We start from the raw sequence: 12321 nt of genomic DNA, 5'->3' as shown, positions 1-12321 counted from the left end.
TCGATGCGTATCGAGGGGCGTCTCATTTCAAAAAAAAAGAGAAGGCAAAATGATTTCCTTGGGCCAGCGTAGCTGCGACCGCTTACTGTTTGGGAGGGATCAGGATATTGGATATGGGTTAACGATTTTCGATTTCAGATTTTTGATCTTTGATTTGCTTTTAACTGGAACGGCTGTCGTCGATCCGAGGTGACTCGAAAAAGGCTACCTTAATCTCCACACTCCCGCTTCCAATTTTCCAACAGGTGCCCGTCAAGCGAACACGCAACAGGATCGGAGTATCGATACCGATACCGATTTGGAATTCCTATTTGATGACACGCCTAACCAGGAACGAGAAACGTAGAACAAAGAACAGCGCTTCAGTGCTCAAACGGAGCGTGGACATTCTTGTCCACTTTTCCGATCGGATGGGATTCTAACGCATTGCCGCGGCAGACATTTCTATCCGTGGCTCGGATATTTTGCGGATTACGATTAAGAGTAGGGTTACGATTAAGAAAACTGACAAATCGTCACGCAGGAACCAGGAACGAAGAACCAAAAAACTTTGTCCTCGTAGCGACGTTGCGAGAGCAAGGTCGATCGATGCGAGCTCCGCCTACGCTCAACGAGGCTTCCGTCTTCACCGGGTGCGCCGGACAAGACGGCGTGACATGTATCGTGCCATCAGCTACAGGTGAACCTGCCGGGACCGACCTTTCTGAATTCGCTATAAGTCGTCTAAACGAAATCTAATCGGCAATGAAAAATCCAAAATCGCCCACCTCATCAGCCTTCCCAAGGAACCTTGCGTCCGGGGCTTTTTCCGATAATCTGAAACCAACTTTATGAAAACATTCCTCAAAATCTTTTTGTTCTTTTTCGTCCTGGTGGTGCTTTTCGTCGGTGCGGGACTTTTCGTCTTAACTCGTCCCGGGGTGCAGAAAAAAATTATCGAGGGCCAGTTGCCGGAGGGGAGTTCGGTTCGCACGGTGCGGATCTCCACGAGTTCGCTGGAATTGTCCGAGCTGAAACTGGCCATGCCCGACGGCACGGTGGTGCGTCTGGCGACGCTGGATACGGATTTTAAACCATTGGATGCGCTCTTTAATCATACGGTCAAAATCGGTGCGCTCAATGTGGACGGCTTGGTGGTGGAGGTTCCCGGGGCGTTGATTCAAAGTGAAACCCCGGCGGAGCCCTCGATAGCGCCGCCGAGCACCGGTACCAGCACATCCGGCCAGGCAAGCGATGTGCCCCGGCCTGCGAAAGGCGAGGCTCCGGCTCCCAAAGCCTCGGGTTCGCCGGTTGATGCCCTCTATGCGATCGGTCAAATCGACTGGCTGCTGGATATCGACTCGATTCGACTGCAAGGGGAGCTGCGGGACGGTGCCGGTAGCCGCTACGCGATCGATTTGAACGCCGGGCCGATTCGACCGGGCGAGGAGACTACGATCGAGGCCTCACTTAAGTTGAGTTCACGGGAGGCGCTGCACGCCGGGCTGAAGGAGTTTGATGCCAACGCGCGGGTCTTTTTGAAACAAAATCGCGACGGTGGTTTCGAGCAGGTGCGGGTGGAGTCGCTGACGAATGCCAGTGATCAATCGGGCAAGAACCTGCTCAGCGTCAGTCAGGAGCTGGACCTGGCGGTGCAGGGCTTTGAGGAGCGCGCGACACTGGCGGTGGCATTTAATGCCGACCTGCCGCGCCCGGAAATTTTCCTCCCGGAAATGGCCGGCGTCGGCGCAGTCAATGTGCAGGGTAGCCTAACCGCGGAGGCCGGGGGCGAGGAACTGACTTTACAGGGCACGGATTTGCTGCTGTCCGCATCGGACGCCGAGGTGGTGTCCGTAAAGCTGAACAAACATTTCACGCTCGGAGGGAAGCAGGACCTGAGCGGGAATTTGATGGACGTGCGCATCACGAATCTTCCGCTTGCCTGGCTCCGGCCATGGATGCCGGAAGGGCTTTCGGTGTCCGGCAACGATCTTTCGGCCCAACTCAATTTAACCGGTCTGCCCGGCGGTGTGCTGCAACTGAGTCCGGTCGCCCCGCTGCGCCTTGGGCCGCTTTCCGTCTTTCAGGATGGTGCGCCTATGCTGAATCAGGTGACGATTCTTGCCCAACCGGTCATTCGTGTTGAGTCCGACCGGTCCATCGCCTGGGAGTTGAATGACTTTCAGGTGTCGGACCAGTATGGTGCCATTCTCACGGGGCAAAGCTCCGGTCGCTACGGAGCCAGCGCGACAAGCGAAGGTTTCCTGCCCGCGGGACTGCAGACACGGACCAAACTCGACTTCGGGCTGCAGCAGATTACCCAGCAGCCGGCTCTGGCCGGATACACCTCGATCCTCAGTGGGCGGGCCAAGGTGGACCTCAATCTCGATCCGGCGAATGACTATCCCCTGCAGGCGCAGGGACGCATCGATGCGATTTCTCCGCGGGCTTATCCCGGACAGAGGCAGGACTACCGTTTCGCCCTGCAGCTGAACGAACCGAAGCCGGGCGTGTTGGCGCTCGGGGCGAATCTCGAAGCCGGCTCGGACAATCGACCCAGCTCCAACCTTCAGTTCGCCGGGCAGGTCCGCCCCAAGGTGAGCCCGTTGGAATTTCAAGCCGATCTCACCGCTTCGAGAGTGAGCCAGCGGGATATCGAATTTCTCAGTGCCGCTTTTCAGCCTGAGGAGCGGGCGGCGACGAACGCAATGCCGGAAGGGGTGAGGCCACCGACGCCCTCGACGACGCAAACAACTTCGGGGCGCCCACAAGTGCCGGATACCGCGCAGGTGGCGGGCCCCCCGTGGGCGGGTTACGATGGCGAGGTTAAAGTGTCCATTGCGGAACTGCTCCTGCTTTCCGGAGAGGTGATCACCGACTTGCAGGCTGAAGTCGTCGTGACCGAGCCCCTGCTCAGCTTGAAGAACCTGGAGGGCGGGTTTGAGGGCGGGCGGCTCTCCGGCAGCAGCGAGGCGCGCTATTCGCAACGTCAACGGATGGCCTACGCGATCAAGACGGACCTCATGTTTGACAACGTGGATCCGGCAACCTTCTCCAAGAAACCGTCCAAAGATTTTCCGGTGCGGGGGACATTCGACGGCCGAGCCAAATTCTCCGGACAGGGGGCGACGCTTGATCAGGCGATCGATGCGATCGAAGGCGAATTGGCCGTGAACGGTCGGGAAGGTCTGCTGACCGCATTTAAGCTCGATACCCGGAGCAATCTCGGGCTGATCGGTGCCGGCCTGCTGGGGCAGAGCTTGAACCGACCGGGCATTACCGCTCTGGCAAGGGCGGTGCCATACTTTGAGAATATGCCTTTCAGTGACTTTACGCTCAAGCTCACCCGGGGTGCCGATAAGCAGATCAAGATTCCACAACTCAGTTTTGTCGGGGAGAACCTCCTGATCGACGGGGCCGGGAGTATCGCCGCAAGCAGCCTGAAGGAAGCGATGAGCCAACCGCTTGACCTGACACTTAACCTGGGAGCGAAGGGGCAACTCATCGAATATTTGGAAACCCTCGAATTACTGGGGCCGAATACCGCCGAGGACGGCTTCCGGCGCTGGGCCAGCACCATCCAGATCAAGGGCACATTGAGCGATCCGGACACTTCCGCCCTGGAACGAATGCTCAAACAAGCGGCCAACCGCGCTTTGACTCAGCCTGCGAAGCAAAAAGACGAGCCCGCTGCTGAAGGCGAGACCCCGGCCGAGCCGGGGACGGAAGACGGCGAGGCCCCGAGCGAGCAGAACCTGAAACCGAAGCCATCCAAAGAAGAAAAGATCCTCCGGGATGTGGAAACCGGCTTGGATCTCCTGAATTCGGTCCTCGGGGGATGAGATTCAGTTTCCCGGTTTTCAGTTTTTGCCTCTTGCCATAATTCAATTATCTTATGCTACCGCCTACGGCTCACCGGCCTGTTTCTTGGTTAAAAAACCGTAAAGCATGCAGGCTGGCTGGCAGTGCTGAAGCTGTACAATAGCCTATTACGCTTTACACGACACGGATAGGAGAGTTTCTTGATATCTCTTATCCCCTAAACAGATATCATTTGAGTCTGTCTCGTTGATAAAGTGATTCTTTTCTCTAATATTTACCACGATTTACACGTCGTTCTTCTATGAAGCAGTTTTTCGGAAGGAAATCCCGCAGCGCCATGGCGACAGTCCTGGTTGTCAGCCTCGTACTCCATGTCGTGGCCGTACTCATTTTCGGCACGATCAAGTTCGTTTCCGATGTGCTGCGTGAAGAGACTGTATTCGAGGCGGCGGAAATCGCGCCACCGCAGCAAAAAGAGCCGGAATACCAGGTCAATATCCAGCAGCGAAATCAATCAGTGCCACCTCCCCGGCCTCCTGCGATCGTGGTGAATAATCCTTCGGAACTGAGCATTCCCAGTCTGGATATCGACGTGAATGTCGACAGCAGCTCGGTTTACGGACGTGGTGGCGGTGGCTTCGGTGACGGGCTTGCCGGGGTACGTGAAATGGCAATCTCCGCCAATCTATTCGGCAAAACCGTGCAGGCGGAAACCCTGGGCGTGATTCTAGATGTCTCCTTTTCGACGCACAACGTGCTCAGCGCTGTCATCGATGAAATTCAGTCTGCCTTCCCCGATGCCATTATTGTTTTTGCGCCCGGTTGCGCTATCGACAGTCGAAAAAACGAGCTTGTGCCGATCAAGGACTACGAGAAGACCGCGGAGGATTATACGGGCGGACGTTATGCCACCAAGCCATTCGTGGATCGTTTGCTGAAGCGGGAGGATTTCAAGGAAATATGGGACCGTACGCGCCGTCGGAACAAGGGTTTTGTCGTCTTCTCCGAAATCCGTGGCCCCAATGGTCTCTCCGGCTGTGATGTCGCCATGAAATTCCTCGTCGATAATGGGGCGGACCTGATCTACTGGTTCGCCGATTTTGATGACAGTATCGATGCTGATTTGGCCGACGACGTGGCACGCTATATGCGCAGAAAAGATACCAAGCTCATGCTCCACGATTTCAAGGGTAACTTGGGGAAAGGGAACAATCAGGAGCCGCTTGAGATGATGGCACGCAAAACCGGCGGAGAGTTTTTCCTGAAACTCTTCAAGGATAAGTAGAATCCGAGTAGCTGAAAATCCCAGCCTTTTTCGTGAGGACGGGGCGCAAGGGTTTCGAATAGAAGACCTGGCCCGCGAAGTGACGCCAAGGTACGCCAAGAATTGCTTTTCACTTCGCGTAGCTTGGCGCGACTCTTATTTGTCAGAGGTCAGAGGTCAGAGGTCAGAGGTCAGGGGTTAGAAGCGAGATAATATGCAGAGGGTGCAACTGGAAACGGACAAACGGGTAACCGGAAAACTGAACTTATCCACTGCTCCAGCTATACCGCTGAGTGGAATGGTTGATGGAGGGACTCTCTGGTTTTATGACTAGTGCTGAGACATTTTTTATAGTACTCCTGTCCGGATAGATTATGAAGCAGTTTTTCGGAAAGAAGTCCCGTAGCGCCTTGGCAATGGTCCTGATTGTCAGCTTCGCGCTGCACATCGTCGCCATTATTATCTTTGGCACAATTAAGTTCGTGGCCGATGTATTGCGTGAGGAGACGGTTTTTGAGGCTGCTCCCGTGGAGCAGGTGCAGCAAAAAGAGCCGGAGTATCAGGTTAATATCCAGCAGCGGAATGAGTCGGTGCCTCCTCCTCGGCCGCCGGCGATCGTGGTGAATAATCCTTCCGAGTTGAACATCCCCAGCCTGGATATCGACGTCAATGTGGACAGCAGCGCGGTCTATGGACGCGGGGGCGGCGGTTTCGGTGGCGGACTGGCTGGTGTGCGTGACATGGCCGTGGATGTTAATTTCTTTGGCGCCTCCGCTTCCGGCTCCAATTTCGCGGTTTTAATGGACCTATCGCTTTCCGGGGGCGGAGTTTTTGAGCAGACACGTGCCGAAGTACTAAAAACTTTAAGTACCATCAAGAAGGGCGATGCCAATTTCATGCTCATTTTCTTCGGTGGCCAGAATGCCGGGCACATGCCGAAAGGGGCTGGAAATAATAAGGATTTTACCGAATCGGACTTTTGGTTTCCCCGCGGCATTTCTGGCAGGAGGTGGTTGAAGGGTAGCGGTAATGATATCAACAAGGTGATTGAAGAGCTCAATTCAGTGGATATCAGGAACCGATCCACCTGGACTGGTTCCCCTCAGAATATGGAGGAAGGTGGTATTTTCCTCAGGACCGGTACGCAGTATTGGGGAGCAATGAATGCGGCTTTCGAATTAAGCCCGCCACCGAGCACGGTTTTTATATTGGTTGAACCCGGTATTGGTTTGCCCAATGAAAAAGTCGTGGAGGCAAACTGGGAATGGTACCAGAAATATGGTAGGCCAAAACCTGCAGAGACTGATGTGCATGTCATTATTGGTAAGCCTCCAAACAAGACCAATACAGCAGCGGCTGAGCTCATGGTTGATTTGATCAATGGTGGCAATTTGAGTGATCGGAAAATCAAAGGTCTCCTCACTTACGTGGATTTGTAGATCGTCGGGTGATTGGGCGTTTTCTCTTCACGTGACGACTCTCGGAAAGGCAGGGGCTTGATCCATATTGATGTCTTTGAACAGATCGGTGGTCGTTGCGCTTGCTCTGATTATGTTTGGATCCACGGGCTTTTTGACTGCAGGTCGTCTCGACGGTGTCGCGAGAGAACCAATTGAGCCTGTCCTTAAGGATGCGCGCGAATTTTGGAGTTCGCGGCGTTGCCCGGCCGCTTTGCGCTGCTCCAAAATCGCACTGCCAATTTTTCCACCTTCATGGTGACCAGCGATACGGTCGTGCCACTGGAGGAGAATTCCGGAGGCATTCAAGAGCGCTATAAAGCGCTCGGCGGTCCGATGCAGCTTCGAGTTATACCACTTCTAAAAATTCTTGATCCTATGGCGCATCGCACAGCGACAGGAGAGAAATCGGCTCTGGCGGCGTTGGTCGATTATGTCTTCGGGCATGCACGCTGAGGTGCGGGTCGTCGTAGGTGTTTAGAGCGTGCCGTACGTACTTTTGGGCTTGCGATGTCGCCTCAAAACTCGCCCGTCATGAGCTTGTTGAATGAGTGATGGAATTTTGAACCAGGAGTCAAAGCACACAGCCCCGACTCCACTGTAATCATTATGGTCCCGACCACTTCTATAGCTCAAGGGCTTCAAAGAAGCGCTTCCGGGCCGCAGTCTCACTCCACTGGCTGGGGTCGTCTTTGATCTGGTTCCAGCGTTCGACAGTCATCCAGCCACGACCGAAGGGGCGACGGGCGTGATGACCGCCGTTGGTGTGGGGGATAAGTGCCTCCGGTGGCCGAACTGGTTTGCGGGGTTCTTCCATTTGCGAGAGCCAGTCGGTATAGCGCGCTTCCAGTTGAGCTGCGATTTCCGGGTAGCGGTCCGCGAGATTGCGGGTCTCGCTGGGGTCCTCTTCGATGTCGTAGAGTCGCCAGCCTTGGTCGCGGAACTGCACGAGGCGCCACTGTTTCCAGCGTACGATTTCGGAGCCGTGGGTGTTCCAGAAAAAGATCCGTTCGGGGTCGGGGGCTTGCTCGCCGGTGAGAAGCGGGAGCATGTTTTTACCGTCCAGGTGGTCAGGTGCCTCAATGTCGGCAATCGCTGCCGCGGTTGCGTAGAAATCCAGCGTGCCGGACATGCCTTCGTAGCTTGTGCCCTCGGGCAGACGACCCGGAAAGGAGAAGATTGTCGGCATACGGTAGTTGCCCTCCCATTGAAGGTTATAGCGGTTTTTGCCGCGCTTCCCGCCGCGATAGGGATCCGGGCGGTGCTGGCCAGCAGGATCACCACCGTTGTCGCTGCTGAAGATGACCAAAGTATTGTCGGCCGCGCCGGTCTCATCCAAAGCTTGGAGGATGCGCCCGATCTGGATGTCCAGGCAGAGCAGATTGGCACGCAGGTATTGGCGGGGCTTGTATTTGCCGACATGATCGGGGTAGAGCATATCCAAATACTTTTGGGGGACTTCGAACAGCGGCGTGTGCACGGCCAGCGGAACGTAGTAAAGGAAGAAGGGCTTGTCTCCATCCGCGTGTCGTTGGATGAAGTCGACACAGTAGTTGCCTTCCACCTCGGTGCCATACTGGCCGTAAAGATCGAGTTGCCAGGATCTGTGGCCATAGCCCTGCTCATTCAACTTGGGCACACGCGGGGGCTGCATCCCGGCTTCCATAAAGCCTTCGTCGAGCGCGCCCTGGTCCCATTTGCCAATGTCCCACTTTTCAAGGCCGACGATACCGGTCATGTAGCCGGCATCGCGGAGGGTTTCGGCCATGGTCGGCTTGTCCTCGGGAATGGGGACACCGCGGGAGAGACCGTACTTGCCAAACCGTTGGGTGTACATGCCCATCATCACTGCGGTGCGACTCGGGCAGCAGGGGGCGTTGTTGGTGTAAGCGTTGGTCAACATTACGCCCTGCTCGGCCAGGCGGTCGATATTCTCTGTGCCCGGGTCGGGGCAACCGAATGCCCCGACATCGCCGCGGGCGAGGTCGTCGACGTAAATAATGACGATATTCGGCCGGTCGCTATCGGTTGGCGCCGTTACCTCGGCATGAAGACCAAGCCCGAAGGCGAAGAATAGAATGATGAAACGATATATCATGTATGCTTGTTGTTTAAATAAATGTGATGACGCTTGAGAAAGCAGCACCTCCTGAGATTGAAGGATAAGTTTGGGTCTTAAAAGTTCCAGAAGTGGCTCTAATCCAGCAAGGCTTTGGCAATTTCGATCCATTCCTCTTCCAGTGATGCGTCCTGATCTGCGGCGGGTTTTCCGGCCCGTGAATACCAGTAGCAGGCGTTGCCGTAGTCGCCTTCCTGGCGATGCAGCCAGGCATGGATCCAGGACCCTGCCGGATCGTGCAGCGTTTGGCAGAGATCGTGCGCTTCATCCCAGCGTCCGGCCCTGGCCAGCCAGAGCGAGCGTTCGGTGTCGTTTAGACCCTCCGGTTCGGGAGCGTTCTCCGATGCGGTTTGAGTTAAAGTTTTAAGATCCATTATGTCTGGGATACGCCTTAAGGCCGCCGAAGCAATAGAATCCTACGCGGAGCGCGGATTGAGGGCCGAGGGCCGAAGTCAGGCCACAGGGATCCAGAGGCCAGACAATATGCAGAAGATACAACGGGGAGTGGGCGAACTGGGAAACCGGACACCGACAAACTGAATCGCATCCGCAGTCCTGTTCGTGAGTACGGGGACGAGGCATTTCCCAATAGAAGACTTGGCCAGCGAAGTGACGCTAAGGACGCCAGGAATTGCTCGGCAATTCACGTAGCTTAGCACTCTTAGCGGGCAGCAGGAGGCCGTTTTGGGAAAGTGCGTCAGGTCGATGACAGCTGGCAAAAATCCTTTTTACTTCGCCAGCTCCTCTTCCAGTATCTTCTGGAGTAACTGTACGACTTTCGGGTTTTGCCCGGCTATATTCCGTGTTTCTTTTTCCGGCGAGGCGTGGTCATAGAGTTCCTGCTCACCGTTTTTGTGGGCGATATACCGATAGCGGTCCGTCCGGACTGTTTTTGCCGAGCCTATGTAAGCGATAGCCGAATGTCCGGGGGTTGCCGGATCATGAAGCATGGGCAGGAGTGATTTGCCCGTGGCGAAGTCGGGCGTTTCGACTCCGGTGAGGTCGCAGAGGGTCGGGAAAATATCCAGGGTTTCCACAACACCATTGGCGGCCGTTCCCGGCTTTTCGACTTCCGGCGAAATAATGATCAAGGGGGAGTGCAACGATTCTTCAAAGAGGGCGTGTTTTCCCCAGATGGTATGCTCGCCGAGATGGAAGCCGTGGTCGCCCCAAAGCACGATCACGGTGTCGTCCGCGGCGCCGGATGCTTCAAGTTTTTCAATGAGCATGCCGACATGATCATCCACATAGCTGACGCAGGCAGCATAGTGGCGCCGGACGGCATCCGCGAATTGCGGGTCGTTGTTGGGATTTTTGCCCCAGCGCTGATACTTCATGAACTCGCCGGAGCGATGCCAGGTGGATGGGCTTCCGGGTTTGTCCGGATGGGGGATCGGGGGCAGATCGACGCCTTCGTAGAGGTCGAGAAATCTTTTGGGCGCACCGAAAGGCAGATGCGGGCGAATCAGGCCAACGGCCAGGAAGAAAGGTTCGTCCGACTTGGCCAGATCTTCGATTTGACGCATCCCTTCGTTGGCGATGAGTCCGTCGGGGTAGATCTCGTTCGGGCCTTCTTTCGCTTCAAAGACCGGATGTTCGCCCGCCCGCTTTCGTATGCTGCCATGAGCCAGACCATGCATGGCACCTCTGGGATGCTGCCATTCACCGGAGGGCATCAAGTGCCGGTCCCAGGCGTTGGGCATTTCCAGCTTACTACCGTCATCCCAGTTACGGCCACCCCGCCCACCGGGATGATGGGAAATCTTTCCCACCGAAACGGTGGTATAGCCGTGCTTGCGAAACCACTCCGGCATGCTGGGCGGGACAGAGGTTTCGTCCTTTTCCAAGCGCTCCGCACGCACGAAGAGGGCGCCGTTGTGCGGCGGTCCGTATTGCCCGGTCAGCAACGTGTAACGGGACGGCCCGCAGCTCGGTGCATTGACGTAGTGTCGTGTAAAGGCCCGGCCGGTAGCGGCCAGTTTGTCGATGTTCGGCGAGTGGATGTAGTCGGCCCCGAAACTTTTCAGCTCCGGGCGGAGATCATCAACGCAGATCAACAAAACGTTTTTCGGCGCGGCAACTGCCGAGCAGGCGATCAAGATGATGGCAAGTAAATGAAACCTTAGGGTAATCTGTGGCATTTGTCTTTAAGTCGATTAGGAAGTACTAAAAGTTCCACTTTGACATCCGCTCGTAAGTACCGCGATAGAAATCGCCGTTTTGTTCTTGCTTGCTACTGACCGCACAGATCGGAACCGGGTTCTACCATGTTTGGCCGAGTGCTTCATCAAATAAGTTTACACAATTTTAGATCGTAGCGATGGCACGAGAGTGCCGTCGATTTGGAAGATCCTTGGCCTATCTAAAGACCTTGCTGGCGCAAGTTCTCTACATGAATGAAAAACTTATTTGATCCTTCACCAGTTCGTCAGAACAGGGCCAAGTGGCAGGAGCCCTTCCCGATTCAAAAATTATGCCGCACGACCGCAGCGTGAGTGCGATGCGGTCGTGCGGCGGCCTTAAGCATTTACTTCCTCGACCGAGCCGGTGGTGAGTTTATCCGAGGTCACATGTTTCTCCCCGAGGTAGAATTCCTCGGGAATGTCGGCGACGCAGTCACAGATCAGGTCCGGCTTGTAGGCGAAGCGGGAGATGCCGGCGCGCGTGGTGTGGCCGCTGAGGACGAGAACCGTGCGATAGCTGACCTGTGCGCCGCCGAGTATGTCGGTATACATGGTATCGCCGACCATGATGGTCTCGTCAGTACGCAGGCCGAGTTGCTTCCGTGCGGCACGCATCATGACCGGGCTGGGTTTGCCGACGGAGAAAGCGGTGCGATTGGTCGCGCTTTCGATCATCGAGACGATGGCGCCACAGCCCGGACGAATTCCGTTCTCGGTCGGGCAGGTGGTGTCCATGTTCGTGGCGATGAGGCGAGCGCCTTTCTCGACCAAGCGAACCCCACGTTCAACCATTTCAAAGTTCAAGGTGCGGCCTTCGCCCACCACGACGTAGTCGACATCATCGTCCGCAATGGTGTAGCCGTTGCGATGGAGTGCATTGACCAGGCCGTTTTCCCCGATGACGTAGGCGGTGCCATTCGGTGTTTGGTTGGCCAGAAATCGGGCCGTCGCCATGGCGCAGGTGAAGACGTCGTCCTCGCAGGCTTCGATGCCCAGCTTGCGCAATTTATGGGCCACGTCCCGGCGGGTGCGCTGACTATTGTTGGTCAGGAAGAGATAAGGGATCTCGCGCTCACGTAATCCCGAGATAAATTTATTGGCACCGGGAATCAGCTGATTCCCGCGGTAGATGACACCATCCATGTCTAAAAGAAATCCAATTTTATTCATAGCCTACCGCAGCTAGCGCTTCGCGTGCCAATGCATTGGGATGCGCAGGATTAATGCGTGAATGAGCGAGACTTTAACAATGCACCGGCATTAAGCTCACGAGTAGATTATAAGATTATAAGGGACAGGCTAATAATACTTGACAACGACTTCAATTTGAGCGATTTCCTTATCTAAGCATGCGAACCCGGCGTCTAAAAGTAAGTGGCAGCGATGCGACCTATCACTGTATGACCAGGACGGTGAATGGAGAGCGTTTGTTTGGTGATCGGGAGAGGGAGATCCTGCGGAAGATGATCTGGCAGGTGGCGGATTTCTGCGGGGTCG

Annotated in this window: 8 protein-coding genes; 4 read left to right on the top strand and 4 right to left on the bottom strand. The window is 55.5% G+C overall.

Annotation, left to right across the window (positions count from 1 at the left end; translation table 11 throughout):
* The first annotated feature begins 830 nt into the window (after positions 1-830).
* From DDZ13_RS10140 to DDZ13_RS10125, 4 genes are all read left to right on the top strand, one after another.
* Entirely contained in the window at positions 831-3821 is a 2991-nt protein-coding gene (locus DDZ13_RS10140; protein WP_110131344.1) for an AsmA family protein, read from the top strand.
* Between the two features lie 281 nt (positions 3822-4102).
* Positions 4103-5086: a hypothetical protein gene (locus tag DDZ13_RS10135; RefSeq protein WP_110131343.1), complete on the top strand. Its 984-nt coding sequence runs from the start codon at positions 4103-4105 to the stop codon at positions 5084-5086.
* A 353-nt stretch (positions 5087-5439) separates the two neighbouring features.
* Complete coding sequence (locus DDZ13_RS10130) at positions 5440-6504, top strand: hypothetical protein (protein WP_110131342.1); 1065 nt, start codon at positions 5440-5442, stop codon at positions 6502-6504.
* A gap of 204 nt (positions 6505-6708) precedes the next feature.
* Entirely contained in the window at positions 6709-6978 is a 270-nt protein-coding gene (locus DDZ13_RS10125; protein WP_158279881.1) for a hypothetical protein, read from the top strand.
* Positions 6979-7147: 169 nt separating this feature from the next.
* Here DDZ13_RS10125 and DDZ13_RS10120 read toward each other — a convergent pair whose 3' ends face one another.
* The 4 genes from DDZ13_RS10120 to DDZ13_RS10105 form a co-directional block, all read right to left on the bottom strand.
* Entirely contained in the window at positions 7148-8620 is a 1473-nt protein-coding gene (locus DDZ13_RS10120; RefSeq protein ID WP_158279880.1) for a sulfatase family protein, read from the bottom strand.
* A 98-nt stretch (positions 8621-8718) separates the two neighbouring features.
* Complete coding sequence (locus tag DDZ13_RS10115) at positions 8719-9015, bottom strand: hypothetical protein (protein WP_110131339.1); 297 nt, start codon at positions 9013-9015, stop codon at positions 8719-8721.
* A gap of 354 nt (positions 9016-9369) precedes the next feature.
* Entirely contained in the window at positions 9370-10782 is a 1413-nt protein-coding gene (locus DDZ13_RS10110; RefSeq protein ID WP_110131338.1) for a sulfatase, read from the bottom strand.
* A 378-nt stretch (positions 10783-11160) separates the two neighbouring features.
* On the bottom strand, positions 11161-11994 hold the full coding sequence (locus DDZ13_RS10105; protein ID WP_199221099.1) for an HAD-IIA family hydrolase: 834 nt from the start codon (positions 11992-11994) through the stop codon (positions 11161-11163).
* Positions 11995-12321: the final 327 nt, after the last annotated feature.

The sequence above is a fragment of the Coraliomargarita sinensis genome (assembly GCF_003185655.1).
Lineage (GTDB): Bacteria > Verrucomicrobiota > Verrucomicrobiia > Opitutales > Coraliomargaritaceae > Coraliomargarita_B > Coraliomargarita_B sinensis.
This window is presented reverse-complemented; position numbering and strand designations above follow the sequence as displayed.

Coding starts and splice junctions, on each gene's coding strand:
- DDZ13_RS10135 (WP_110131343.1), top strand. CDS start 4,103: ATGAAGCAGTTTTTCGGAAGGAAATCCCGCAGCGCCATGGCGACAGTC.
- DDZ13_RS10140 (WP_110131344.1), top strand. CDS start 831: ATGAAAACATTCCTCAAAATCTTTTTGTTCTTTTTCGTCCTGGTGGTG.
- DDZ13_RS10120 (WP_158279880.1), bottom strand. CDS start 8,620: ATGATATATCGTTTCATCATTCTATTCTTCGCCTTCGGGCTTGGTCTT.
- DDZ13_RS10130 (WP_110131342.1), top strand. CDS start 5,440: ATGAAGCAGTTTTTCGGAAAGAAGTCCCGTAGCGCCTTGGCAATGGTC.
- DDZ13_RS10110 (WP_110131338.1), bottom strand. CDS start 10,782: ATGCCACAGATTACCCTAAGGTTTCATTTACTTGCCATCATCTTGATC.
- DDZ13_RS10115 (WP_110131339.1), bottom strand. CDS start 9,015: ATGGATCTTAAAACTTTAACTCAAACCGCATCGGAGAACGCTCCCGAA.
- DDZ13_RS10105 (WP_199221099.1), bottom strand. CDS start 11,994: ATGAATAAAATTGGATTTCTTTTAGACATGGATGGTGTCATCTACCGC.